A 26,656-nucleotide genomic window follows, 5' to 3' on the forward strand; every position below is an offset into this window, starting at 1 on the left:
CAGGCCAAAAAAACAGCCATGCCGCTTCAGCGACAATCGCCGGTGTTTCCGCGAGAGCCGCCGGCGCTTCCGCCGCAGGTCCCGAGCAGACCGGCCCGCTGCCATGCGTCGACGATCACCCGTGCCAACGCCGAAACCTGTCCCGCCACGTCGCTCGCCGCCGGAGCCGTCGCGCTGCCCGACCAGACCAGCACACCGCTCGCCGCATCGCTCAACGACGCGCTCAGGCTCATCGGCTGCGTCGCCGTCGCGCCGCCGACCGGAAACGAGAGGCCGAAACCCCCGAAGCTGAAACCGCCGCCGTGATACCCGCCACTCGCGCTGCCCCCGCCGACCCCGAAGCCGACCTGCGGCCCCGGGCTGATCACCGCGAAGTCGCTCGGCACGAGCTGCGCGCTGACCACGGCGACGGCCCCGACGCCGCGCACCGCAGCCTCGGTCTCTGCCGGACCGGCGATACCGCCAGGCGGAAAGTCGGGGAACGAGTAGCTCTGGATTCCGGCCGCACCCCCGTTGCCGAGCTGGCGCGACAGCCGGTCCTCGCAGATTCGCCGCAGCGACTCGTCGCGCGCCTGACAGACGACGAGCACGTAATGACCGTGCAGGAAGCCACCGGAAAATGCGGGATTCCGCCACTCGCTGCTGATCTGCGTCGTCGCGCATCCGCCGAGCAGCAGCAGTGCGACGCCGGCCAGCGCCGAGGCGCCCGGGACGAGTCGCAACGGCCCGCTGCTCCTGCAGGCTCCCCCGCCTCTCGACCTCGCCACGGCCGCGGCCATCAGACGCCCGGCTCGAGAACGGCGCGGACCTCGATCCGCCGCCCGTCGCGCAGGACCTCGAGGACGACCGTGTCGCCAACGCGGCGATCGTCGAGCCGGGCCATCAGGCGGCCAACCGAATCGACCGGCTTGCCATCGACGGCGACGATGATGTCGCCAGGAGCGACGGCACCTTCGGGAGTCAGGCGTGCGCCCTGCAGCCCGGCAGCCTCGGCCGACGACCCGGGGGCGACGCGCAGGATGACCACGCCGTCGACCGAGAGCGCGCGCTTGAGGCGCTGGTTCAGCGCCTCGTCGGCCTCGACGCCGAGCACCGGCCGCACGTAGCGCCCGCGGGCGATCAACTCCGGGACGACGCGGTTGACGGTATCGACCGGCACGGCGAAGCCGATCCCGGCGCTGGTTCCGCTCGGGCTGTAGATCGCCGTGTTGATGCCGATCAGCCGGCCCGCCGAATCGAGCAACGGCCCGCCGGAGTTCCCTGGGTTGATCGCCGCATCGGTCTGGATCAGGTGTTCGATCGTCGCCCCCTTGTCGCTGCCCAGCGAGCGGTCGAGCGCCGAGACGATCCCGGTGGTCAGCGTCCAGTCGAGGCCGAAGGGGTTGCCGATGGCGAAGACCTTCTGCCCGACGCGCAGGTCGCTGCTCGTGCCGAGCGGCACCGGTGGCGGCCTCTTGAAACCGACGCCGATGCGCAGCACGGCGATGTCGTGGGCCGGCGACGCGCCGACCAGCGCGGCGCTGTAGCTGCGCCCGTCGGCGAGCTTGACCGAGGCGTCGCTGGCGCCCTCGATGACATGGAAGTTGGTGATCACGTGTCCAGCGTCGTCCCAGATGAAGCCCGAGCCAGTGCCGCGCGGAACGGTGAACACATTGCGCGTCCAGACGTCACGAACCTGCTTGCGCGTGGTGATGAAGACCACCGAATCGCGGGTTCGCTCGAAGAGCTCGATCGTCGCCTTTTCGTCGGCGGCGATGTCGCCACGGGCGGTGACCACGCGCGGTTCTGCCTGCTGTGGCGCGAACCAGCCCTCGAAGAGTGGCCAGGAACGCCAGAGGACGATCAGCAGCAGTCCGGCGACAAGCAGCGAAGTGACTCGGGGAAGGAATCGACCGGCCATCTACATACCTCCGGCCCGCAGGGTGCACGGCCGCGCCGGCCGACGCGCCGAAGGCGCGGCAGCCGCAAAGCGGCCGCACGGTGGCGCTCGGCGATCAGCGTAGGCGGCGATCACCGACGCGTGTGCGCAGATCATCGAGCTCCTCGAGCAGGTCGGCGACCAGCGCGGCGAGTTCGGGAACGGCGTCGAAGTCGCGCTCGAGCTCGCGCATCCGCCGCGCGCGCAGCAGTCCGGTCGTCGACAGGCACCACACGCCGGCGATGCTCTCGGCGTTCGGGAACAGGCCGTCCTCGATGTGCCGCAGGAGCCAATCGGGGTCGACGGTGCATGCCGCGGCGACCTGCTCGATGGTCAGCCAGCTGTCCTCGATCAGGCTGCCGATCAGGATTTCGTCGTCGAGCATCGATCATCCCCTCCCCAGCTGGCGCGGATCGAAAGCCAGCTCGCGCGCCATCGTCTCATACAGTTCCCGCGCCCGCGGTGTCTCGGCTGGTGGCAGGACGACGCGGATTTCGAGCAGCAGGTCACCGGCGGCTCCGCCCTGGCCGCCGGGGATCCCCTTGCCGCGCACGCGCAGTTCCTGCCCACTCTGCGCGCCTCTCGGGATGCGCACCTTGACGCTGCCCTGCGGCAGCTCGACCGGCAGTACCGTGCCCAGCGCCGCTTCCCAGGGAGCGATCGGCAAGCCGAGGTGAAGGTCGCGACCGTGCGCCCGGAAGCGTGGATGCGGGCGGAAACGGACTTCGAGCAGCAGGTCTCCGGGCGGTGCTCCACCGATTCCCGGCGCCCCCTGCCCGGCGAGACGAATGATCTGGCCGGCGTACACGCCTTGTGGAATGCGCACGTTGAGCGTCCGGGTGACGAGCGTCACGCGCCCCTGGGCATCGCTGCGCGGCGAGCGCAGCGAAATCTGTCGGGTCGCCCCGGTGAAGGCATCCTCGAGGTCGAGCAGCACCTTCGCGTGATGGTCCTCGCCGCGCGCCTCGAAATTCGCCCTCTGTCCAGCACCGAAGCCACGCGCGCCACCCATCCGCCCGAACAGCTCGGCGAAGAAGTCCGAAAAGTCGGCCGCTTCGCCCGGAGAGAAACCGCGTCCGGAGAACTCGAAGCCGGCGTCCCAGTCGGGGGGCGGGCGGAATTCCTGGCCCGGCTGGTAGCCGCGTCCGAGCTGGTCATAGGCTGCGCGCTTCTCGGGATCGGAGAGAACGGCGTGCGCCTCGTTGAGTTCCTTCATCCGCGCCTCGGCATCGGGCTCCTTCGAGACGTCGGGATGGTACTTGCGCGCCAGCTTGCGGAAGGCCTTCTTGATCTCCTCCGCAGTCGCCTCACGCGAAACTCCGAGCACCTGGTAGTAGTCCTTGAATTCCATTCACCAATCCCGATCGCCATCGGCCAGACGACAACGATAGCAAATAGTGCCGGCGGGTGGAAATCGGGGGATATTGAACTTCGCCGAAGCGCCCCCAGTTTGGTGTCAAGCGCCGATCAGGCGTCCCTTGCCAACGCATGGAGGATTCAACATGATGTATCGCTCCCTCTTCCCCCGCGACGTGCTCGCGGAGCTCGACCGGCTGCAGCGCGAGATGCAGCAGGCCTTCCACCTGTCGCCGAGCATCCGCGGCATCGCCCGCGGCGGCTTCCCGGCGATGAACGTCGGCGGCACGCCGCAATCGGTCGAAATCTACGCCTTCGCTCCCGGGATCGACCCGGCCAGCCTCGACGTGCAGATCGAGAAGGGTGTGCTGACCATCGCCGGTGAGCGCAAGCTCCCCGAACCTGCCGAACAGGCGACCGTGCATATCGACGAGCGCTTCGCGGGCCGCTTCCGGCGCGTCGTCACGCTGCCCGACGACGTCGACGCCAACGCCGTCGAAGCGCGTTACCGCGATGGCGTGCTGCGCATCAGCATCGCCCGCAAGCAGTCCGCCCAGCCGCGGCGGATCACCATTCAGTGAGGAGAAGCACGATGACCGACACCACTCCCGTCAGGAAACAGTCCGCGAGCGACGAAGCCGCGCTGCTGCCACCCGTCGACGTGATCGAGGATTCCTCGGGGATCACGCTCTTCGCCGATCTGCCCGGCGTGCCGAAGGACAAGCTGCATCTGCAGGTCGAAGCCGACACGCTGACCATCGAAGGTGAAATCGCCCTCGACGTGCCGGCAGGCATGGAGGCGAGTCACGCCGAGGTCAGCCTGCCGCGCTATCGGCGCGTGTTCACGCTGTCGAAGGAACTCGATTCGGCCAAGGTCAACGCCGAGTTCAGCCAGGGGGTCCTCAAGCTGCTGATTCCGAAGGCCGAGTACGCCCAGCCGCGAAAGGTCGAAGTCAGGGTCCTCTGAGCCGTTCCCGGGGGAATCGCCAACGGCGAGCTTCCCCGGGAGTTCGCAGGTGAATGCCGTGGGTGCTGCGACATCCGCCGGGCGAACAGCGGCCTGACGGCCAGCGCTGGTTCGGGCGCTTTGCAGCGCCCGTGGACGAGCTTCCGGGCAGCCTGGCCCGTCCAGTCCTGACGGCGGCTTGAACGCATCCCGCAAAGCGGCTTATAGTGGCGCATCGTCGTCCGCGCGCCAACGGAGCCGCTCATGCGCCAGCAAGACATCGCTCGATCGTGTCGCCAGGGCCCGCATGCCGGCAGCAGCGACCGGGGCGATCGATACCCAGCGGCCGTGCCTCGCAGGCCGGCACGAGCGCCTCGATGAGGTACATCGACGAGTTCCGTGACGGCCAACTCGCCGCGCGTCTCGCCGCGGCCATCCGGCTCGCTGCGCGGACCGACCGGACGTACCGGTTCATGGAATTCTGTGGCGGGCACACGCACGCGATCGCGCGGTACGGCGTCGCCGACCTGCTGCCCGGAGAGGTACGCCTGATCCATGGCCCGGGTTGCCCGGTCTGCGTGCTGCCGGTCGGACGGATCGACATGGCGATTCGCTTGGTCAGCGACGCCGGCGTGATTCTCTGCAGTTACGGCGACGTGCTGCGCGTTCCGGCGTCGAACGGACTGTCGTTGCTCAGGGTCCGCGCGCGACCCGCCGGCAACGGCCCGCGCGGCGAGGTCCGGATGGTCTATTCGGCGGCCGACTCGCTGGCCATCGCGCAGCAGAACCCCGATCGTCAGATCGTCTTCCTGGCCATCGGTTTCGAGACGACGACACCGCCGACGGCGGTGGTCATCCGCGAGGCCGCGCATCTCGGCCTGACGAACTTCTCGGTACTCTGCTGCCACGTGCTCACGCCTTCGGCGATCGCCAGCATCCTCGAAGCACCCGAAGTCCGCCAGTGGGGCAGCGTGCCGATCGACGGTTTTATCGGCCCGGCGCACGTGTCGACGATCATCGGCACGCGACCCTACGAGTTCTTCGCCGACGAATACCGCAAGCCGGTGGTCATCGCCGGCTTCGAGCCGCTCGACGTGATGCAGGCGATCCTGATGCTGATCCGGCAGGTCAACGCCGGCCGCGCGGTCGTCGAGAACGAGTTTGCCCGAGCCGTGAGCCGCGAAGGCAACCGCAAGGCGCAGGAACTCGTCGCCAGCGTCTTCGAGCTGCGCCGCTCGTTCGCCTGGCGCGGCCTCGGCGAGCTGCCGTACAGCGCACTGCGCATGCGCAGCCGCTTTGCCGACTTCGATGCCGAGCGCCGTTTTGCGATCAGCTACCAGGCGGTGGCCGACCATCCGGCGTGCGAATGCGGAGCAATCCTGCGCGGCGTGAAGCGCCCCGAAGAGTGCCGAATATTCGGCAGCGCGTGCACACCCGAGAATCCGGTCGGTTCGTGCATGGTTTCGCCCGAGGGAGCGTGCGCCGCGCATTACTCGTTCGGGCGCTTTCGCGAAGCGGCGGTGACCACGTGAGCAGGACTGGCCGAAGTTACGTGCGCCGGCTCGACCTGCGCGACGGGCGCATCGACCTGACCCACGGCAGTGGCGGCAGGGCCATGGCACAGCTGATCGACGAACTGTTCGCCAGCCGGCTCGACAACGCGTTCCTGCGCCAGGGCAACGATGGCGCAGTCCTTCCGTTCCCGCCGGGGCGGCTGGTCCTGGCCACCGACGCGCATGTCGTCTCGCCGCTCTTCTTCCCGGGCGGCGACATCGGCTGTCTGGCCGTCCACGGAACGATCAACGACGTCGCGGTGATGGGCGCGACGCCGCTCTACCTCACGGCGAGCTTCGTCATCGAGGAAGGCTTCGCGCTGCGCGACCTGGCGCGGATCGTCGACTCGATGGCCCGGGCGGTGAGCGACGCCGGTGTGCCGGTCGTTTGCGGCGACACCAAGGTCGTCGGGCGTGGCCAGGCCGACGGGCTGTACATCGGCACGACCGGCGCGGGGGTCGTCGACGAGGGCGCGGCGTGGTCCGGCGACCGAGCGCAGCCCGGCGACCGGATCATCGTCTCCGGGTCGATCGGCGAGCACGGCATGGCGATCATGGCGCAGCGCGAAGGGCTCGGTTTCGTCGCGCCGATCGTCTCGGATACCGCCGCGCTGCACGGGCTGACCGCGGCGATGCGCGCCAGCGGAGCGGCGATCCGCGTCGTGCGCGACCCGACGCGCGGCGGCCTGGCCACGACGCTCAATGAGATCGCTCGCCAGTCGGCCGTCGGCATGGTCATCGACGAGCGCTCGCTGCCAATCCAGCCGGAGGTCGCCGCGGCCTGCGAATTCCTCGGTCTCGACCCGCTGTACGTGGCCAACGAAGGCAAGCTCCTGGCGATCGTCGCGGCGGGAGACGCGGAACGGCTGCTCGCCGCGATGCGCGCTCACCCGCTCGGGCGGCGCGCGGCGCTGATCGGCAGCGTGCATCGCGACGACCATCACTTCGTGCAGATGACCACCGCGCTCGGCGGCCGGCGGATCGTCGACTGGCTGACCGGCGAGCAACTGCCGCGCATCTGCTGAGAGGCTCGGCGATGCGCATCCTGCTGCTGTGCCACGCGTTCAACAGCCTGTGCCAGCGCCTGTACTGCGAACTGGCCGTACGCGGCCACGAGCTGTCGGTCGAGCTCGACATCGCCGATCAGGTGAGCGAGGAGGCGGTCGAGCTCTTCCGGCCCGAGCTGGTGCTCGCGCCGTACCTCAAGCGGGCGATCCCGCCGTCGATCTGGCGCCGGCACGTCTGCCTGGTCGTCCATCCGGGCATCGTCGGCGATCGCGGGCCATCGGCGCTCGATTGGGCGATCCAGCAGGGCGAACGCGAATGGGGTGTGACCGTTCTCCAGGCGACCGGCGAACTCGACGGTGGGCCGGTGTGGGCCAGCGAGACCTTCCCGATGCGCCAGGCGAGCAAGTCGAGCCTCTACCGTCACGAAGTGGCCGAGGCGGCGACACGCGCCGTACTCGACGCCGTCGAGCGCTTCGGTCGAGGCGGCTTCGTGCCGTCGCCGGTCGATCCGGCCGATCCGCGGGTCCGCGGCCGCGAGCGCCCGGCGATGCGCCAGGCCGACCGGGCGATCGACTGGCAGCGCGACACGACGGCGACGACCGTCGCACGGATCAACGCCGCCGACGGGTCACCCGGCGTCGTCGACGAGGTCTGCGGCGAGCTCTGCCGGCTCCATGACGCCTGGCCCGAGGATCGCCCGCACAGCGGTGCGCCGGGCGAGGTGATCGCCTGGCGCGAGACGGCGGTGCTGCGCCGGACGATCGACGGTGCGCTGTGGATCGGCCACCTCAAGCGCGAGGCACCCGGGGCGATCAAGCTCCCGGCGACCGTCGTCCTCGGCGCGCGGCTCGCCGGGCTGCCCGAGATGCCACTGGGCGGCTCGCCCGAGGTCTGTCTCGCGCCGGCCGGGCGGACCTGGCAGGACATCCGCTACGAGGAAGCCGGGCGCGTCGCTTTCCTGCACTTCGAGTTCTACAACGGAGCGATGAGCACGCGCCAGTGCCAGCGCCTGCTCGCCGCCTTCGAGTGGGTTCGCCGCCGGCCGGTCAGTGTGATCGTCCTGCTCGGTGGGCGCGACTTCTGGTCCAACGGCATCGATCTGGCGAGCATCGAAGCCGCCGAGTCGCCGCCCGACGAATCGTGGGCGAACATCAACGCGATCGACGACCTCGCCGAGGCGATCATCCGTTGCCAAGACCAGCTGACGGTCGCCGCGCTGCAGGGCAACTGCGCAGCCGGCGGCTGCTTTCTCGCGCGGGCCAGCGACTTCGTCTGGGCGCGCCCCGGCATCGTCCTCAATCCGCACTACCGGAACATGGGCAACCTGTTCGGATCGGAGTACTGGACCTACCTGCTGCCGGCGCGCGTCGGCGCCGAAGCGGCGGCCGGACTCATGCGCGAGCGATTGCCGATCAGCGCCGGCGATGCTGTCGACAGGGGATTGATCGACGCCTGCCTCGCGGGAAGCCGCGAAGCGTTCCGCGTCGACGTCGCCCGCCGCGCCGCAGAGCTCGCCGGCTCGCCCGACCTCGCCGGGCGACTGGAGGCCAAACGCGCCCGGTTGCTGGCCGACGAGCAGCAGAAGCCGCTGGCCAGCTATCGCGCCGCGGAACTCGCCGAGATGGCCCGCAGTTTCTACGGTTTCGACCCGAGCTACCACGTCGCGCGCTTCCATTTCGTGCACAAGACACCGCATTCGTGGACCCCCCGCCACCTGGCGAAACACCGCGAACTCGGCTGGACGCTGCCCCGATGACCACGAATCGCAAACCCAGACTGCCGACCGTTCTGGTCGTCGACGACGAGGCGCGCTCGCTCGAGGCGCTCCGCCGCACGCTCGAGGACGACTTCGAGGTGTTCACCGCGGCGAGTGCCGAGCAGGCGCTGCGGATCATGGAAGCCGAATGGGTGCACGTCGTCGTCTGCGACCAGCGGATGCCCGGAACCACCGGGGTCGATCTGCTCAAGACGCTGCGCAGTCAGTGGCCCGACACGCTGCGCATTCTCCTCTCCGGGTATACCGACGCCGAGGACATCATCGCCGGGGTCAACGAAGCGGGGATCTACCAGTACCTGACCAAACCCTGGCAACCCGAGCAGCTGCTGCTGACCTTGCAGACCGCGGCGACCGTCCATCGCCTGCAGCAGGAGAACCAGCGGCTGTCGATCGAGTTGCGCGCGGCGAGTCCGGTGCTCGCCAGACGCGTCGAGGCAAAGCACGAGCGGGCCAGACGCGAGTTCGCGCTCGACGGACTGATCCGCAGTCCGGGCAGCCCGCTCAATGACGTCTGCCGCCTCGTCGAGAAGGTCGCGCCTTTCGACCTTTCGGTGCTGATCTGCGGCGAGTCGGGCACCGGCAAGGAAATGCTCGCGCGCGCGATCCACTACCGCAGCCGCCGCGCCGAACAGCCCTTCGTCATCGAGAACTGCGGCGCGCTCCCCGACCAGCTGCTCGAGGCCGAGCTGTTCGGCTACCGGCGCGGCGCCTTCACCGGCGCCTACGAAGACCGCGTCGGTCGCTTCCAGCTCGCCGACGGGGGAACGATCTTCCTCGACGAGGTCGGCGACACGAGTCCGGCTTTCCAGGTCAAGCTGCTGCGCGTCCTGCAGGAAGGAGAGTTCCGGCCGCTCGGTGCGGCACGCCCGGTCGCCGTCGATGTCCGGGTCGTCGCGGCGACCCACCACGACCTCGAAGCCGAGGTGCGCGCCGGCACCTTCCGTGAGGATCTCTATTACCGGCTGGCGACGGTGACGCTGCAGGTCCCTCCGCTGCGCGAACGGGCGATGGACATTCCGCTGCTCGCCGAGCGCCTGCTCGAGAACAGCCGCAAGGCGCTGGGCAAGTCGGTCGACGGCTTCACCACCGAAGCGCTGGCCTGTCTCGCCGTGTATGCCTGGCCGGGCAACGTGCGCGAATTGCAGAACGAAATCCTGCGCATGCTCGCCCTCGCCGACTCGCCGCAGCTCGGCGCCGACCTGCTCGCGCCGCGCATCCTGCGCAGCCCGGCGGTCGATCAGCGCCGCGACGACCTGCTCGACCTCGTGGCCAGCGACGGCGGACTCAAGGAGCGAATGGAGGCACTCGAAGCGCGGGTGCTCAGGGAGACGATGATCCGCAACCGCTGGAACAAGTCGCGGGCCGCCAGCGAGCTCGGCCTTTCGCGAGTCGGTCTGCGCAGCAAGCTGCTGCGCTACGGGCTCGAGCACGGATGAAATTGCTCTGGCTGCAGGCCGCGGGATGCGGCGGGTGTACGCAGTCGCTGCTCGGCGCCGAGGCGCGCGATGGTGTGCTCGCGCAGTTCGCCGAAAACGGTCTCGAGTTCATGCTCCATCCCGGTCTTTCGGAAGCCACCGGCGACGAAGCGCTGTGCATTCTCGAGGCGGCCGCAACGGGGACACTGCCCTTCGACGTGCTTTGCGTCGAAGGCGCCCTGCTGCGCGGACCCGAAGGCAGCGGGCGCTTCCAGATCCTCTCGGGTACCGGCCGCCCGGTCATCGAATGGGTCCGCGAGCTCGCTCGCCGCGCGCCGGTGGTCGTCGCGATCGGCACCTGCTCGGCTTTCGGTGGTCTCGTGGCCGCTGGAGACAATCCCGCAGAGGCCTGCGGGCTCCAGTTCGACGGCGACCAGCCCGGCGGCCTGCTCGGTCCCGACTTCCGGAGTGGGTCGGGGATGCCGGTGATCAACGTCGCCGGCTGTCCGACGCATCCGGGCTGGATCGTCGACACGCTGATCGCACTCGCGCTCGGCGCCCTCGGACCGGCCGACCTCGACGCCTGGCAGCGCCCGCGCTTCTACACCGAGCAACTCGTCCACCATGGCTGCCCGAGAAACGAGTTCTACGAGTTCAAGGCGAGCGCCCTGAGGCCTTCCGACCTCGGTTGTCTGATGGAGAACCTCGGCTGCAAGGGCACCCAGGCCAGCGCCGACTGCAACCTGCGTCTCTGGCATGGTGTCGGCTCGTGCGTGCGCGGAGGCTTTCCGTGCATCGCATGCACCGAACCGGACTTCGACGAACCCGGCCATCCATTCCTGGAAACGCCAAAGATCGCCGGGATTCCGACCGGCCTGCCGGTGGACATGCCCAAGGCGTGGTTCGTCGCGCTCGCCGCGCTGGCCAAGTCGGCCATGCCCGAGCGGGTCCGCGAGAATGCCCACTCCGACCACCCGCTGATCGCCCCGCAGCCGCGCAAGCGTGGCAGAAAGTGATCGGCCGAACGGCTGAACGCCCCGTGAGCTGCCCCGACAGCTAAGAAAGGGATTGACAAGTCCCGAGAATTCCATAGACTGCGGCCCGTCTGCCAACAAACGACACGTCGCAGCCGCTTGGCTGCGTTCTCGCCGCTCCGGACGCGGTTCTCTTCACCGCCCGGAGTTCCGGCCTCAGGGGAAGTCACCCCGAAGTTTCCGAGGCTTTGCACCCGCCTGTAACCGTCCATCGACGTGGTGTTGTCGTGCCACGACGACCAAAGTGAAGGAGAGAGCATGTCCGCAACCATTGCACTGCCCAGTACGATCGGGCGTCGTATCGACGCCACACTGAGCTTCATTCAACACAGCCTGATCGCCACCGCGCTGATCGTCGTCGTCGGCGCGGTCAAGCACGCGGTCGGCGAAATCGGCGTCGGCGACGGCCAGTCAGCCGCCGTTTCCGAAACCCAGTCGGCCGAAGTCGCTCCCGCCGAACCGGCACGGGAAGCTGAAACCGGGCTGTCGCCACGGATGCGCCGGGTTCTCGACTTCGTCTCGCGGCGTTACCGCGTGGCGCCCGAGGCCCTGTTCCCGGTCTTCGAGGCGGCACAGACGGTCGCCCGCGAGCACCGCCTCGACCCTCTGCTGATCATCGCGATCATCGGCATCGAATCACGCTTCAATCCTTTCGCCGAAAGCGCCGTCGGCGCCAAGGGCCTGATGCAGATCGTCCCCGGCTATCATCTCGACAAGGTGCCGCAGGGCGCCGGCGAGTTGCCCTTCCTCGACCCGGTGACCAACATCCAGGTCGGCGTGCAGGTGCTCGAGGAGGCGATCCGCTGGCGCGGCGGTCTGACCGCCGGCCTGCAGCACTACGGCGGTGCCTCCGAAGACGGTGAAGCCAGCTACGCGAACCGGGTGCTCGCCGAGAAGGAACGTCTCGAGCAGGCCGCCAGCCGCCGAGGTTCCGGGTCCCGGGGCTAGCCGCGGCGAACTTCAGCAAGCGATGCCGGATCCCGCGCTGCGCCGGATCGCCTGACGGGCGTCGGCCGGAAGAACCAGTTCCGAATGAGCCAGCGGGGTGGTCAGGCGCTCATCGAAGTGCAGCAGCCCCTGCTCGTCTTCGCGCAGGAAGTCGGCTTCGATCAGGTTGTCGACGAAAGCCGAAAAGGTCGCCTTTTCGGGAAAGTCGGGGGCATTGAACTCGTAGAGCAGCGACAGCCGCCGGGCGAGAAGGTGGCAGTCGTCCTCGAGCGCCCGCCGGGTCAACCGCCCGCTACCATGGCTCTCGAGCAGGGAGAGGGCCAGGAAATGGCGTTCGAGCAACGGGCGGATCGTCTCGCCGAGCAGATGCAGTTCGGCGAACTCCTGGCTGACCGGTTCGGGCGCGACGAGATCAGCGCTTCCCGCGGGGCCGACCACCAGGCCCCGTTCACGCAGGACACCGACGACCGCCTGGCACGCCCCGGGCAGCTCCGCGCGCGACCAGCGCAGGAAGAGCTCGGCGCGCATCAGCGTGCAGATGCCGTCGACTGCCTGGGCAATGCGATCGCTGTCGAGGCTCCGGTTGTGGCTCAGCAGACAGGCGATCACCGCCGGCAGCGCGAACAGGTGCACGACGTTGTTGCGGAAATAGGCGAGCAGCGCAGCCTGGTCCTCGCGGACGCGGATGAGGTCGCCGAGCGGGTCGGCGACGCGCTCGACGGCAGAGAGCCTTTCGGCGTACGCGACGATGTGCACCGGGTCGAGCTCGCAGGTGACCGTCGCTGGCGAATACGGTGCCTGCCGGGCCAGCGCCTGGTAGTGGGCGATCATTCGCTGCAGCGAGTGTTCGTCGGCCGTCCGCCTGGGCGTCGGCAACAGGGTCAGGGCGATCAGGTTCACCGGATTGACCACCGCGGCCTCGTTGATGCGCTTGGCGAGCTCCGACGCGGCCTCGCGCGTCACCGCGCGCGACCAGGGCGCCGGCAGGGCCGCAGCCTCTTCCCGCCAGCCAGGATGGCGGGAATCGAGGAAGGCGGCCAGCGCGAGCGGTTCGCCGAAGTTGACATGCACCGCGCCGAAGACCCGCCTGATGTTGCGCACACTGCTCAGCACGCCCCACAGCGACTCGCGCTGCTTGGGCCTGCCAGCCAGCTCGTCGAGGTAGCTGTGTCCCTCGACGAGCTTTTCGTAACCGATGTACACCGGGACGAAGACCAGTGGCCGGGCGTGCTCGCGAATGAAGCTATGCACGGTCATGCCGAGGATTCCGGCCTTCGGGGTCAGCATGCGGCCGCTGCGGCTTCGCCCGCCTTCGATGAAGTACTCGATCGGGAAGCCCCGGGCGAGCATCAGGTGCAGATACTCGTCGAACACCGCGGCATAGAGCGGCTCGCCCCTGAAGCTGCGACGCACGAAGAACGCCCCGCCGCGGCGCAGCAGCGGGCCGACGATCGGCAGGTTCAGGTTGGCCCCGGCGGCAATGTGCGGGGGCGTCAGGCCCTGGCGCAGGATCAGGTAGGAGAGCAGCAGATAATCGACATGGCTCCGATGGCAGGGGACGTAGACGATCTCCTGGCCGGAGGCGATCCGCGTCACCGTCTCGAAACCGTGTACGGCGAGGCCATCGTAGAGGCGGCTCCACAGCCAGGAGAGGAACAGTTCGAACGCCCGGACCACGCCGTATGAATAGTCCGAAGCAATCTCCAGGGCGAAGCGACACGCCCGGTCCCTGGCCTCGGCAAGCGGGATCCCCCTGACTTCGGCCTCGCCGGCGATCGCCGCACGAACCCGCTCGCCGGACAGGACGGCGCCGATCTGGGTGTTGCGATGTGACAGGTCGGGGCCGATGGCCATCTGCCGCTGCCGGCGGAAATGCACCCGCAACACGCGCGAGAGCTTGCGCAGCGCCTGTTCCTCGTCGAGCCCGCCGCGCAGAAACTCGCGTAGCGAGAGCGGCGGGTTGTAGCGGACGAGCACGTCCCGTCCGTGAACGAGGACCGCGAAGAGCTGCCGCCAGGCACCGAGTGGTCTCCAGGTCTCGGAGAAAAGCGCCTTGAGCACCGAGTCCTGGCTGTCCGGACTGCGTCCCCAGAGAATGACCACGGGAACGAGCTGGACGTCGAACAGCGGGTCGGCGACCGCCCGGCCGATCAGGCTGACGAGCAGCGGCGAATGCCGGCCGTCGCCGCGGGCCCGCGCCGCGGCGCTGCGCTCACGATTCAGGAAGAAGAACGAGCGCGGGAAGCGCTGGCTGCCGACGACGATCGGTGTGTCGGCACGTGGCAGGGCATTGCGCCGCGACTCCTCGAAGAGCACGAGCAGGTTCGACAGATGCCGGTCCTGAAGCACGTAGCAGACCGGCCGCATCGCGTCGACCGCCAGTTCGTCGAGCTTCTCGGGAAAGACCGCGGTGCGCACCCAGACGTAGAGCAGGCGGCGAGCCAGCGAAGCGAGCCAGCCGGGCAACCTGAGCGACGCGTCGTTGGCCACGTACCGCCTGCCCGCCCCGAGGCCGCGACCGTCACTCCTCTTCGACGACCTTGTGCGCGGACGCCAGCTGCTGCTGGGTGGTCACCGGCACCTGCGCATAATGCGAGAAGGCGATGCTGTACGAACCCTGCCCGCCGGTCAGCGACTTGAGGCGCGACTGGTAGCCTTCGAGTTCGGCGAGCGGCACCTGCCCGCTGATCGCCATGACCCCCGGGCCACGCGGTTGCGTGCCCTTGAGCTGCCCGCGCTTGCTCGACAGGTCGCCGGTGATGTCGCCGGTCATCATCTCGGGCGTCAGGATCTCGATGTCCACGACCGGCTCGAGAATGATCGGCTTGGCCGCGCGAATGGCCTCGACCGTGGCCTTCTTGGCCGCCGTGAAGAAGGCGATGTCCTTGCCGTCGACCGGATGAGACTTGCCGTCGTGTACGGTCACGCGTAGGTCCTCGACCGGGAAACCGGCGACGACCCCGTCGGCGAGCGCCTGGCGCACGCCCTTCTCGACGGACGCCATGAACACCCCGGGGATGACGCCACCCTTGACGATGTCGACGAACTCGAAGCCGGCACCGCGGGCCAGCGGCTCGACACGAAGCATCACTTCGCCGAACTGGCCTGCACCGCCGCTCTGCTTCTTGTGCCGGCAATGCCCTTCGGCAGAAGCGGTGATCGCTTCGCGATAGGCGATCTGCGGCGGTCGGGTGTCGAGCTCGAGCTTGTACTGCTGGGCGAGACGCATCAGCTTGGCGCGCAGATGCATTTCGCCGATCCCGCGAATCACCGTCTCATTGGTCGTCGGATGACGTTCGACCCTGAAACAGGGATCCTCGATCTCGAGCTTGTGCAGGATCTCGAACAGCCGCTGCTCGTCGGCCTTGCGCTTCGCCTGCACGGCGAGCCCCTGCATCGGCTGCGGGAACTCGAGCGGCTTGAGGTGGATGTGGTCCTCGTCGTGTGAGTCGTGCAGGACGGCGTCGAACTCGATTTCCTCGACTTTGGCGATGGCGCCGAGGTCACCGGGGATCAGCGTCTCGACCTCGAGGTACTCCTTGCCCTGCGGCCGATAGACGTGTCCCACCTTGAATGGCCGCTTGCCGTCACCGACGAAGAGTTGCGACTCCTTGCGGATCGTTCCCTGATGGACTCGGAACACACCGACCTTGCCGATGAACGGATCGCTGACCACCTTGAAAACGTGCGCCAGTACGTGCCGGTCGGGATCGGGAACCGCCTCGAAGGCCTCGCTCAAATCCGGCTCACCGCGGTAGAACGGCGGCCGGTTGCCCTCGGTCGGGCTCGGCGCGAGTCTGGCAAGCACGTCGAGAAGTTGCGGGATGCCCGCGCCGGTTCGCGCGGAGACGAAGAGGATCGGCACCAGATGGCCCGCGCGCAGGGCCTTCTCGAAAGGCACGTGGAGTTCCTCGGGCGACGGATCGACGCCATCCTCGAGATAGCGCGCGAGCAAGTCCTCGTCTTCCTCGACGATCTGGTCGATCAGCGCCCGATGCGCAGCGGCGATGGACTCGAAATCGCTCTCGCCATCGTCGTGCCCGAGCACCTCGACGACCTCGCTGCCGTGGCCGGCAGGCAGATCGAGCAGCATGCACTCGCGACCGAAGCGTTCGCGAATCTCGCCGACCAGCGCCGGCAGGTCGATGTTCTCGGCGTCGATCTTGTTGATGACGATCATCCGGCACACGCCACGCGCGGCGGCGAGTCTCATCATCCGCTCGGCCGACAGTTCGATGCCGTTTTGCGCGTTGATCACCACCAGAGCCGTGTCCACCGCAGCGAGCGCGCCGATCGCCTGGCCGGCGAAGTCCGGGAAGCCGGGGGTGTCGATCAGGTGAACCTGCACTCCCTGCCACGACAGACTGGCCAGAGCCGAGTTGACCGAATGGCCGAGTTCCTTCTCGAGCGGATCGAAGTCGCAGACGGTATTGCCCTTCTCGATGGTCCCGCGGCTGCCGATCGCGCCAGAGGCGGCGAGCAGGCTTTCAGCCAGCGTCGTCTTGCCGGCAGAACCGTGCCCGACGAGAGCAACGGTACGAAGGTTACTGGTGGCAGTCTGGCCCATTGATCATCTCCCCTTCAGGTCGTATGCAGGTCTTCTCCGCGGGTCGGGCCCAGGATGACCCGGCACCCGCGCGTCTGGCCGACATTCTACCTTGCCCGGAACCCACGCGCTCACGCGCTTGCGGCATCCCTGGCGGTGCGCGGCGGTCGATGGCGCCGCCGCGATCGTCTGGGGACGGGCGCGAACCGGCCGCTCGCCGCGCCTTTCCGCACCTCGCGCACGGATCATCGGGATGACATCAGTTTTGTACAAATCGCGCGAGTCGGATAAAGTCACGCGTTGCCGACCAGACCGACAACCCGACAGGAGGAAAGCCGATGCAAGACGAGCAACGCCAGTCCGATCTCCGCGAGGCAGCCCTCGAGTACCACCGCTATCCGACTCCGGGGAAGATCGCCGTCCAGCCGACCAAGGGGCTGACCAATCAGATCGACCTCGCTCTGGCGTATTCCCCGGGCGTGGCCTACGCCTGCAACGCGATCGTCGACGACCCGGCCACGGCCAGCCTGTACAGTTCGCGCGCCAATCTCGTCGGGGTGATCACCAACGGCAGCGCCGTACTCGGCCTCGGCAACATCGGCCCGCTGGCCGCGAAACCGGTCATGGAAGGCAAGGGCTGCCTGTTCAAGAAGTTCGCGGGAATCGATGTCTTCGACATCGAACTCGCAGAAAGCGACCCCGATAGGCTGATCGACATGATCGCCGCGATGGAGCCGACCCTCGGCGGCATCAACCTGGAGGACATCAAGGCTCCGGAGTGTTTCTACATCGAAGCCCGCCTCAGGGAGCGGATGTCGATCCCCGTCTTCCACGACGACCAGCACGGCACGGCGATCATCTCCGGGGCAGCGATCCTCAACGCGCTGAAGGTCGCCCGCAAGAAGATCGGCGAGGTCAGGGTCGTCTGTTCCGGAGCCGGGGCAGCGGCGATCGCCTGCCTGAACCTGTGGTGCGATCTCGGCATCCGCCGCGAGAACATCACCGTCTGCGATTCCAAGGGCGTCATCTACAAGGGACGCGACGAGCGCCTCGATCCGACCAAGGCCCGCTATGCGCAGGACACCGACGCGCGCACGCTCGGCGACGCGATCGACGGCGCCGACGTCTTCCTCGGCCTGTCTGCAGCGGGTGTTCTCGCTCCCGAAATGCTCGCGCGAATGGCCAGACAGCCGATCGTCTTCGCGCTCGCCAACCCGACTCCCGAGATCATGCCCGAAGTCGCCCGTGAAGTCCGCCCGGACGTGATCATGGCCACCGGACGGTCGGATTATCCGAACCAGGTGAACAACGTACTCTGTTTCCCGTTCATCTTCCGCGGTGCTCTCGACGTCGGTGCGACGAGCATCAACGAACCGATGAAGATGGCCTGCGTCCGGACGCTGGCGGCGATGGCTCATGAGCCGGTCAGCGACGAGGTGGCCATGGCCTATCCCGGACAGCAGCTGGCCTTCGGGCCGGACTACCTGATTCCGAAGCCGTTCGACCCGCGTCTGATCACCACGATCGCCCCGGCAGTCGCCGAAGCGGCGATGGCCTCCGGAGTGGCCACTCGGCCGCTGGCCGATCGAGCGGCGTACCGTGAAAAGCTGCGCGAATTCGTATACCGGGCCGGTGTCGGCATGCGCGCGGTTTTCTCGGCAGCGAAGCGCGGACGGAGAACGCGCATCGTCTACCCCGACGGAGAGGACGAACGGGTGCTGCGCGCGGCACAGACGGTGATCAACGAGGGCCTGACGCGTCCGATCCTGATCGGCCGACCGGACGTGATCGCCGCGCGGCTCAAGCGGGTCGGCTCGAAGCTACGCGTCGGCGCCGATATCGAAGTCGTCGACCCGAACAGCGACGCGCGCTACAAGGAGTGCTGGACGGCTTACCATCAGTTGCGCAAGCGCCACGGCGTGACGATCGACATCGCCAAGGCCCGCCTGCGCAACGACAACACGATCATCGGGGCGATCCTGCTCAGGCTCGGTTACGCCGACGGAATGATCTGTGGCCTCACCGGGCGCTTTGCCCACCATCTGCGACAGGTCGACGAGATCATCGGCAAGGCGCCAGGGCGAACGATCATGGCGGCGATGACCCACCTTCTGCTGCCCGGACGGGCCCTTTTCCTCTGCGACACCCACGTCAACGAAGACCCTGACGCGGGACAGCTCGCCGAGATCACGCTGCTCGCCGCAGACGCCGTCCGTCGCTTCCGCATCCGCCCGAAGGTGGCGCTGCTCTCGCACTCGAACTTCGGTTCCTCGCAGAGCCCGGCGGCGCGCAAGGTTGCCGAAGCGCTCGAGATCGTTCGGGCGAAGGCGCCCGACCTCGAAGTCGACGGCGAGATGCACGGCGAGAGCGCGCTCTCCGACGCGATCCGCAGACAATCGGATCCCGAATCACCGCTTTCCGGGGAAGCCAACCTGCTGGTCATGCCCAATCTGGACGCCGCGAACATCTCGTACAACCTGCTCAAGATGACCGGCGGCGACGGCATTTCGGTTGGCCCGATCCTGCTCGGCGCGGCGCAGCCGGTACATGTTCTGGCGCCGACTTCGAGCGTCAGGCGGATAGTCGACATGACCGCGCTGGTCGTCGTCGACGCCGCCAGCCAGTAGCGGAGAAGCTCCACTCGCCGGCGTCCGGCTGCGCCTTCGGCCGGATGCCCGGGATGTGGCAAACTTTACAAATGCGCGCGGGGCATGCATCATCGAAGCGCGAAGCTCCGCGCTTCGGGAAGCCTGGTTGACATCGGGCGTTGCAGGGTCAGATCACGGAAAATGGCAGCCAATCCGCCGCAGACACCGCTTAGCGGGCTTGCCCGCGCGCTCGTGCAGGCTGGCCGTCTCAAGGAGGCGGAAGCCGAGGCGCTGTTGACCCAGGCTGCCGCCAAGCGGACCTCGCTGATCGAGCAGCTGGTGCTCGCCCGTAAAGGCGCGTACCTCGATCTGGCGCGCTTTGCCGCGGACAAGTTCGGCTATCCGCTGCTCGACCTCGGGGCTTTCGACGAGGTCCATATCCCGCCCAACGCGGTCGACCGGAAGCTGATCGCCACGCACCATGTGGTTCCTCTGTACAAGCGCGGCAATCGACTGGCCATCGCCATCGCCGACCCGACGAACCTGCGGGCGCTCGACGAAATCCGCTTCCAGACCGGCCTGGCCGTCGATCCGGTAGTCGTCGAGGAAAACAAGCTCACGCCGCTGGTCAGCAAGCTCGCCGAGTCGGCCGAGGACGCCCTCCGGGCCATCTCGGCGGAGGACATCAATCTCGAGTTCACCGACGAGCAGACCCAGGAGAAGGCCGAGGAGGCGGCCAGTCTCGAGGTCGACGACGCGCCGGTGGTCCGCTTCATCCAGAAGATGATGCTCGACGCGATCAGCGAAGGCGCATCGGACATCCACTTCGAGCCCTACGAGAAGAGCTATCGAATCCGCTTCCGAAGCGACGGCATCCTCCGCGAGGTGGCCTCGCCGCCACTGGTCATCAAGGAGAAGATTGCCTCTCGGATCAAGGTGATTTCGCGTCTAAACATCGCCGAGAAGCGCGTCCCTCAGGACGGGCGAATGAGACTGGTGCTCTCGAGAAACCGGTCGATCGATTTCCGGGTCAGTACGCTGCCGACGATGTACGGGGAGAAGATCGTGCTGCGCATTCTCGACCCGAGCAGCGCCACGCTCGGCATCGACGCACTCGGCTACGAGCCCGAACAGAAGGCCCTGCTGCTCGACGCGATCGAGCGGCCGTACGGGATGATCCTGGTCACCGGCCCCACCGGCTCGGGGAAGACCGTCTCGCTGTACACCTGCCTCAACATCCTCAATCAGCCCGGCGTCAATATCTCGACCGCCGAAGACCCCGCCGAAATCGCGCTGCCCGGGGTCAACCAGGTCAACGTAGACGACCGGGCCGGCCTGACCTTCCCGGTTGCGCTCAAGGCCTTTCTCCGCCAGGACCCGGACATCATCATGGTCGGCGAGATTCGCGACATCGAAACCGCCGAGATCGCCATCAAGGCCGCGCAGACCGGTCACCTCGTCCTGTCGACGCTGCACACCAACGATGCCCCGGGGACGGTGACCCGGTTGATGAACATGGGCATCCCGACGTTCAACCTCGCCGCAACCCTGCTTCTGGTCACCGCCCAGCGGCTCGTGCGGCGCCTGTGCACGTGCAAGAGGCCGATCGACGTCCCGATCGAGACGTTGATCAACGCCGGTTTTCTGGACAGCGATCTCGATGGCAGCTGGGAGCTGTACGGCCCGGGTGAATGCGACCGCTGCAAGGGCTCGGGCTACAAGGGGCGCGTCGGGGTGTATGAAGTGATGCCGATCAGCGAGGAGATGCAGCAGATCATCATGGCCAAAGGCTCGGAACTCGACATCGCCGCCCAGGCGCGGAGGGAAGGGATCAACGATCTGCGCCGTTCCGGTCTGCTGAAGGTCAAGCAGGGGCTGACCTCGCTCGACGAGGTTCTCGGCAGCACAAACGCTTGAAGAAGAGGGAGTCATGGTTACTGCAGCGAAACCTACCCGCAAGATCGTGCCGGAAGTCAAGGAACACATCTTTCTCTGGGAGGGGAAGAACAAGGCGGGGAAGGTCGTTCGCGGTGAACAGCGTGCGACCAGCCAGACGGTCGTTCACGCCACGCTGCGGCGCCAGGGAATTCTGGTCAGCAAGATCAGTCGGCAGCGCTTCAGGGGCGGCCGGAAGATCACCGAGAAGGACATCACGCTGTTCACGCGCCAGCTGGCGACGATGATGAAAGCCGGGGTCCCGCTGCTGCAGACCTTCGAGATCGTCGGCCGGGGCCACGAGAATCCGTCCGTCGGCAAGCTGCTGCTCGAAATCAAGTCCGACGTCGAAACCGGCAGCTCGCTCTCGCAGGCTTTCCGCAAGCACCCGCTGCAGTTCGATGCCCTGTACTGCAACCTCGTCGCCGCTGGCGAACAGGCGGGCATTCTCGAAACGCTGCTCGACCGTCTGGCCAACTACAAGGAGAAGATGCTGGCGATCAAGTCGAAGATCAAGGCGGCGCTGTTCTATCCGGTGACGATCATCCTCGTCGCCTTCGTCATCACCGCGGTGATCATGATTTTCGTGATTCCGGCGTTCAAGGAGGTGTTCAGGAGCTTCGGCGCCGACCTGCCGACACCGACACTGGTGGTCATCGCGATGTCCGATTTCGTCGTCGAGTACTGGTGGGCCCTGTTCGGGGGAATCGGCGGCGGCATCTGGGCCTTCTTCTATACCTGGAAGCGCTCCGAAACGATGCAGATCGCCTTCGACCGCGCCTTTCTGCGCCTCCCGGTGTTCGGCGACGTGATCCGAAAGTCGGTCATCGCGCGCTGGACGCGGACGCTGGCGACGATGTTCGCTGCCGGAGTGCCGCTCGTCGAGTCGCTCGAGTCGGTCGGTGGCGCGGCCGGCAATTACGTCTACAAGGCCGCGACGAGGCAGATCCAGAGCGAGGTGGCCACCGGCACGAGCCTGACCACGGCGATGCAGAACACCAATCTGTTTCCCAACATGGTCAACCAGATGGTCGCCATCGGCGAGGAATCGGGCGCGCTCGACTCGATGCTCGGCAAGGTCGCCGACTTCTTCGAGCAGGAGGTGAACGACGCGGTCGAAGCTCTGGCCAGCATGATGGAACCGATGATCATGGTCGTCCTCGGCGTGCTGATCGGCGGCATGGTCATCGCCATGTACCTGCCGATCTTCAAACTCGGTGCGGTGGTCGGTTAGGGCCGGCAACGATGCCTGCCGACCTCGAGCCGGCACTTTTCGTCGTGCTCAGTGGCGCCCTCGGCCTGATCGTCGGCAGTTTCCTCAACGTCGTCATCCACCGACTGCCGAAGATCATCGAAAGGGACTGGCGCGTCCACTGCTCTGAACTGCGCGGCGAAGACCCGCCAGCGCTCGAACCCTTGTCGCTCGCCTGGCCAGGCTCGCGCTGTCCGGCCTGCGGCCATCCACTGAGATTCTACGAAAACATTCCGGTACTCAGCTGGCTCTGGCTGCGCGGCCGCTGTTCGGCCTGCCGGGCGGCGATATCGCCGCGCTACCCTCTGGTCGAGCTCGGCAGTGGCCTGCTCTGCGCCTATTGTGCCTTTCACTTCGGCTATGGCTGGCCGGCCGCGGGAGCCATGCTCCTGGGCTGGACGTCGATCGCCCTGACATGCATCGATCTCGACAGCCAGTTGCTGCCCGATTCGCTGACCCTGCCGCTACTCTGGGCAGGACTGCTGCTCAACCTGTTCGGGACGTACACCGATCTGTCATCGGCGGTGATCGGTGCCGCAACCGGGTATCTGACGCTGTGGATGGTCTATTGGGCGTTCAAGCTGACCACCGGCAAGGAGGGCATGGGCTACGGGGATTTCAAGCTTCTCGCGGCACTCGGCGCCTGGCAAGGCTGGCAGATGCTGCCGCTGATCATCCTCCTGTCGTCGCTGCTCGGGGCGCTCGTCGGCATCGTGCTGATCGTCGTCACGCGGCGCGGCAGGAACGTACCGATACCCTTCGGGCCCTACCTCGCCGCAGCCGGGCTGATCTCGATGTTTTGGGGCAAGACACTGACCCGGGCGTACATCAGCCTGCTCTAGCGAACGAGCGAACACGGGGCTTTGCCGCCGAGCCGGCAACTCGGGTATACTGTACAAATTTACTCAGGAATGGCTCGCAGGAGACCTCGATGGCGCTGGACATCACCGCCGTGCACACGGCACTCAGGGATCTGATCGACCCGAACACCGGCAAGGACTACCTCTCGAGCCGGTCGGCGCGCAACATTCGGGTCGATGGTGCAGACGTTTCGCTGGACATCGAACTCGGCTATCCGGCGAGGACGCAGATCGAGTCGATCCGTCGGGCAGTGATCGACACGATCCGGACGATCCCCGGAACTGGCAACGTCAGCGTCGATGTCAGGGTCAATATCGTTCCGCATACCGTGCAGCGCGGCTTGAAGCCGCTTCCCGGGGTCAGGAACATCATCGCCATCGCCTCGGGCAAGGGCGGCGTGGGCAAGAGCACGACGGCGGTCAATCTCGCGCTCGCGCTGGCTGACGAGGGTGCCAGCGTCGGCCTGCTCGACGCCGACATCTACGGGCCGTCGCAGCCGCAGATGCTCGGCCTCGCCGGACAGAGGCCCGACTCGCGGGACGGCACGTCGATGGATCCCTTGCGCGCGCACGGCCTTCAGGCGATGTCGATCGGCTTCATGATCGACGTCGATTCGCCGATGGTCTGGCGCGGACCGATGGTCACCCAGGCTCTCGAGCAACTGCTCAAGCAGACCAACTGGCAGGATGTCGACTACCTGCTCGTGGACATGCCCCCGGGCACCGGTGACACGCAGCTGACGCTCGCCCAGAAGGTGCCGGTGACGGGCGCGGTGATCGTCACCACCCCCCAGGACATCGCCCTGATCGATGCCCGCAAGGGCCTCAAGATGTTCGAGAAGGTCGGCATCCCGATCCTCGGCGTGGTGGAGAACATGAGCCTGCACATCTGTACGAAGTGCGGGCACGAAGAGCCCATCTTCGGCGAAGGCGGTGGCCAGCGGATGTGCCGCGATTACGGCACCGAACTGCTCGGCTCGTTGCCGCTCGAACGCTCGATCCGCGAGCTGACCGACTCGGGCCTGCCGACGGTCGTCGGTGCGCCCGAATCGCGTGCCGCAGAGATCTACCGCCAGATTGCCCGGCGCATCGCGGTCAAGGTCGCCGAGCGGGCCAAGGACATGACTTCGCGCTTCCCGAACATCGTCGTCGAGAACAGCTGAGAGGTCGTCGAGAGATCGTCGCGAGCAGGCCGGGATGCCCGGCGCCAGGGAAGGGGAGGCTCCCTTCCCTTTCCTCCTGGAGCGAACGACGAGACACAGCAGACAGATGGGCGAGAGCGAAGGCGGGGTTTCGCGCGGCATGCTGCGCGCCCGCCCCAGCTGGCCGGCTGTGCAAAGCCGGCCGTTGAGTGAGCGAGCAGCAACCGCGCCGATCGGCCGCGCAGTCGATTCATTCACAAGCTCTGAGCAGAAATCGGTCGGCGCGGCGCCGCCAGTCCGGCGCCGGCGCTCAGCGGCCAGTACCGTAGGCTGCCCGGAGGCCGTAGAATTGGCGCTTCATCTGACTGGACGGGGTCCGGAGAGGCGGCAATGTCGATCAAATCGGACAGGTGGATCCGGCGCATGGCGCAGGAGCACGGCATGATCGATCCCTTCGAGCCGCACCAGGTGCGCGAGATCGACGGTCGCCGTGTCGTCTCGTTCGGGACGTCGAGCTACGGCTACGACATCCGCTGTTCGGACGAGTTCAAGCTGTTCACCAACCTCAACTCGACGATCGTCGACCCGAAGAATTTCGACCCGAACTCGTTCGTCGAGGTGAAGAACGATTTCTGCATCATTCCGCCGAACTCGTTCGCCCTCGCCAGGACCGTCGAATACTTCCGCATTCCGCGCCGGATCCTGACCGTCTGCCTGGGCAAGAGCACCTACGCGCGCTGCGGGATCATCGTCAATGTGACGCCCTTCGAACCCGAGTGGGAGGGCCACGTGACGCTCGAGTTCTCGAACACGACCCCGCTGCCAGCCAAGATCTATGCCAACGAGGGCATCGCACAGGTGCTCTTCTTCGAATCCGACGAGGAATGCGAGACCTCGTACCGCGACCGCGGGGGCAAGTACCAGGGACAGGTGGGGGTGACGCTGCCCAAGATCTGACCTGCCTTGACCATCGGGAGAACGCCGCGGCGGCCGCCCCGGTACGGATTCCCCGATCGCCGTGCACTTCGCCACCCTCAACCCGCTACTGGAGTGACCATGCACTTCAACTTCCCGGTGATCATCATCGACAAGGACTACCGCTCGGAGAACACCGGCGGACTGGGCATTCGGGCGCTGGCCAAGGCGATCGAGAAGAAGGGCTTCGAGGTTTTCGGAGTCACCAGCTTCGGCGACCTGACCTCGTTTGCCCAGCAGCAGAGCCGGGCGTCGACGTTCATCCTGTCGATCGACGACGAGGATTTCCGACATGGGCGCGCGGACCAGACGATCGCCGGCCTGCGCGCCTTCGTCAAGGAGATCCGTTGCCGCAACGAGGACATTCCGATCTTCCTCTACGGCGAGACACGGACCTCGCGGCACATCCCGAACGACGTGCTCCGCGAACTGCACGGGTTCATCCACATGTTCGAGGATACCGCCGAGTTCATCGGCCGGTACGTGATCCGCGAGGCGCGTGCCTACCTCGACAGCCTGCCGCCGCCTTTCTTCCGTGCGCTGACGCATTACGCCGAGGACGGGTCGTATTCCTGGCACTGTCCTGGCCATTCAGGCGGCGTCGCGTTCCTGAAGAGCCCGGTCGGCCGGATGTTCCACCAGTTCTTCGGCGAGAACATGCTGCGCGCCGACGTCTGCAACGCCGTCGAGGAACTCGGGCAACTGCTCGACCACACCGGACCGGTCGCCGCGTCGGAGCGAAACGCGGCCCGGATCTTCAACGCCGACCATCTCTTCTTTGTCACCAACGGAACCTCGACGTCGAACAAGATCGTCTGGCACTCGACCGTCGCGCCGGGCGACGTGGTGATCGTCGACCGCAACTGCCACAAGTCGGTGCTCCACGCGATCATCATGACCGGCGCGATCCCGGTGTTCCTGATGCCGACCCGGAACCATTACGGAATCATCGGGCCGATCCCCAAGGAGGAGTTCCGCTTCGAGAACATCCAGAAGAAGATCGACGCCCACCCCTTCGCCCGTTCGGTCAAGGCCAGACCGCGAGTGCTGACGATCACCCAGAGCACCTACGACGGGATCCTCTACAACGTCGAGGAAATCAAGGAAATGCTCGACGGCGCGATCGACGCGCTGCACTTCGACGAGGCCTGGCTGCCGCACGCCGCATTCCACGATTTCTACGGCGACTACCATGCGATCGGCGCCAATCGGCCGCGTTGCCGCGACTCGATGATCTTTTCGACACAGTCGACGCACAAGCTGCTCGCCGGCCTCTCGCAGGCTTCGCAGATCCTCGTTCAGGACTCCGAGGGCCGGAAGCTCGACCGCGACGTGTTCAATGAAGCCTACCTGATGCACACCTCGACCTCGCCGCAGTACGCGATCATCGCCTCCTGCGACGT

The 26,656-nt window shown here is 67.0% G+C and carries 21 protein-coding genes; 15 read left to right on the top strand and 6 right to left on the bottom strand.

What is annotated here, in order from left to right:
• Positions 1-26: 26 nt before the first annotated feature.
• The 4 genes from NFW05_RS00335 to NFW05_RS00350 all read right to left on the bottom strand — a co-directional run bounded on the left by NFW05_RS00335 (position 27) and on the right by NFW05_RS00350 (position 3,269).
• Positions 27-722: a hypothetical protein gene (locus tag NFW05_RS00335; RefSeq protein WP_295301764.1), complete on the bottom strand. Its 696-nt coding sequence runs from the start codon at positions 720-722 to the stop codon at positions 27-29.
• Positions 723-778: 56 nt separating this feature from the next.
• Positions 779-1,900, bottom strand: a complete 1,122-nt coding sequence (locus NFW05_RS00340; RefSeq protein ID WP_295301766.1) for a trypsin-like peptidase domain-containing protein — start codon at positions 1,898-1,900, stop codon at positions 779-781.
• 94 nt (positions 1,901-1,994) lie between these two features.
• Positions 1,995-2,303 carry a chaperone modulator CbpM gene (locus NFW05_RS00345; protein ID WP_295301769.1) on the bottom strand — a complete coding sequence of 103 codons (309 nt, stop codon included), beginning with the start codon at positions 2,301-2,303 and terminating at the stop codon, positions 1,995-1,997.
• A gap of 3 nt (positions 2,304-2,306) precedes the next feature.
• Positions 2,307-3,269 (bottom strand): DnaJ C-terminal domain-containing protein, encoded by a 963-nt coding sequence (locus tag NFW05_RS00350; RefSeq protein ID WP_295301771.1) that lies wholly within the window; start codon positions 3,267-3,269, stop codon positions 2,307-2,309.
• A gap of 151 nt (positions 3,270-3,420) precedes the next feature.
• On the opposite strand from NFW05_RS00350, the gene NFW05_RS00355 reads away from it, so the two are divergent.
• From NFW05_RS00355 to NFW05_RS00390, 8 genes are all read left to right on the top strand, one after another.
• Positions 3,421-3,855 carry an Hsp20/alpha crystallin family protein gene (locus NFW05_RS00355; RefSeq protein WP_295301773.1) on the top strand — a complete coding sequence of 145 codons (435 nt, stop codon included), beginning with the start codon at positions 3,421-3,423 and terminating at the stop codon, positions 3,853-3,855.
• Between the two features lie 11 nt (positions 3,856-3,866).
• Entirely contained in the window at positions 3,867-4,241 is a 375-nt protein-coding gene (locus NFW05_RS00360; RefSeq protein ID WP_295301776.1) for an Hsp20/alpha crystallin family protein, read from the top strand.
• Positions 4,242-4,597: 356 nt separating this feature from the next.
• Positions 4,598-5,752 carry a hydrogenase formation protein HypD gene (hypD, locus tag NFW05_RS00365; RefSeq protein ID WP_295301778.1) on the top strand — a complete coding sequence of 385 codons (1,155 nt, stop codon included), beginning with the start codon at positions 4,598-4,600 and terminating at the stop codon, positions 5,750-5,752.
• The gene (gene hypE, locus NFW05_RS00370; RefSeq protein WP_295301780.1) at positions 5,749-6,798 is read left to right on the top strand and encodes a hydrogenase expression/formation protein HypE; all 1,050 of its coding nucleotides are present in this window, start codon (positions 5,749-5,751) and stop codon (positions 6,796-6,798) included. Before hypD ends, hypE begins: the two co-directional genes overlap by 4 nt.
• Before the next feature lie 11 nt (positions 6,799-6,809).
• The gene (locus NFW05_RS00375; protein WP_295301784.1) at positions 6,810-8,537 is read left to right on the top strand and encodes a hydrogenase maturation protein; all 1,728 of its coding nucleotides are present in this window, start codon (positions 6,810-6,812) and stop codon (positions 8,535-8,537) included.
• Positions 8,534-9,994, top strand: coding sequence for a sigma-54 dependent transcriptional regulator (locus NFW05_RS00380; RefSeq protein ID WP_295301787.1), 1,461 nt, complete (start codon positions 8,534-8,536; stop codon positions 9,992-9,994). The genes NFW05_RS00375 and NFW05_RS00380 overlap by 4 nt, the downstream gene beginning before the upstream one ends.
• Positions 9,991-10,989, top strand: coding sequence for a HupU protein (locus NFW05_RS00385; protein WP_295301790.1), 999 nt, complete (start codon positions 9,991-9,993; stop codon positions 10,987-10,989). The genes NFW05_RS00380 and NFW05_RS00385 overlap by 4 nt, the downstream gene beginning before the upstream one ends.
• A 276-nt stretch (positions 10,990-11,265) precedes the next feature.
• Entirely contained in the window at positions 11,266-11,955 is a 690-nt protein-coding gene (locus NFW05_RS00390) for a transglycosylase SLT domain-containing protein (RefSeq protein ID WP_295301794.1), read from the top strand.
• 12 nt (positions 11,956-11,967) lie between these two features.
• On the opposite strand, the gene plsB is transcribed toward NFW05_RS00390, so the two are convergent.
• Positions 11,968-14,445 carry a glycerol-3-phosphate 1-O-acyltransferase PlsB gene (gene plsB, locus NFW05_RS00395; protein WP_295301797.1) on the bottom strand — a complete coding sequence of 826 codons (2,478 nt, stop codon included), beginning with the start codon at positions 14,443-14,445 and terminating at the stop codon, positions 11,968-11,970.
• Positions 14,446-14,476: 31 nt separating this feature from the next.
• A complete protein-coding gene (gene fusA / locus NFW05_RS00400; RefSeq protein ID WP_295301800.1) occupies positions 14,477-16,522 on the bottom strand; it encodes an elongation factor G in 2,046 nt (681 codons plus the stop codon).
• A 317-nt stretch (positions 16,523-16,839) separates the two neighbouring features.
• Between fusA and NFW05_RS00405 the strand changes: the two genes are divergently transcribed.
• The 7 genes from NFW05_RS00405 to NFW05_RS00435 form a co-directional block, all read left to right on the top strand.
• On the top strand, positions 16,840-19,128 hold the full coding sequence (locus NFW05_RS00405) for an NADP-dependent malic enzyme (RefSeq protein ID WP_295301803.1): 2,289 nt from the start codon (positions 16,840-16,842) through the stop codon (positions 19,126-19,128).
• Between the two features lie 162 nt (positions 19,129-19,290).
• Positions 19,291-21,006, top strand: coding sequence for a type IV-A pilus assembly ATPase PilB (gene pilB, locus NFW05_RS00410; RefSeq protein ID WP_295301807.1), 1,716 nt, complete (start codon positions 19,291-19,293; stop codon positions 21,004-21,006).
• Between the two features lie 13 nt (positions 21,007-21,019).
• Positions 21,020-22,258: a type II secretion system F family protein gene (locus NFW05_RS00415; protein ID WP_295301810.1), complete on the top strand. Its 1,239-nt coding sequence runs from the start codon at positions 21,020-21,022 to the stop codon at positions 22,256-22,258.
• A gap of 11 nt (positions 22,259-22,269) precedes the next feature.
• Entirely contained in the window at positions 22,270-23,118 is an 849-nt protein-coding gene (locus NFW05_RS00420; protein WP_295301813.1) for an A24 family peptidase, read from the top strand.
• An 89-nt stretch (positions 23,119-23,207) separates the two neighbouring features.
• Positions 23,208-24,299 carry an iron-sulfur cluster carrier protein ApbC gene (gene apbC, locus NFW05_RS00425; protein WP_295301816.1) on the top strand — a complete coding sequence of 364 codons (1,092 nt, stop codon included), beginning with the start codon at positions 23,208-23,210 and terminating at the stop codon, positions 24,297-24,299.
• Positions 24,300-24,668: 369 nt separating this feature from the next.
• Positions 24,669-25,235, top strand: coding sequence for a dCTP deaminase (gene dcd / locus NFW05_RS00430; protein ID WP_295301820.1), 567 nt, complete (start codon positions 24,669-24,671; stop codon positions 25,233-25,235).
• Positions 25,236-25,334: 99 nt separating this feature from the next.
• Positions 25,335-26,656 (top strand): Orn/Lys/Arg decarboxylase N-terminal domain-containing protein (locus NFW05_RS00435; RefSeq protein WP_295301822.1); only part of this gene is annotated, 1,322 nt, incomplete at its 3' end.

Origin of the sequence: Accumulibacter sp. (genome assembly GCF_023806625.1) — a bacterium.
Classification (GTDB): domain Bacteria; phylum Pseudomonadota; class Gammaproteobacteria; order Burkholderiales; family Rhodocyclaceae; genus Accumulibacter.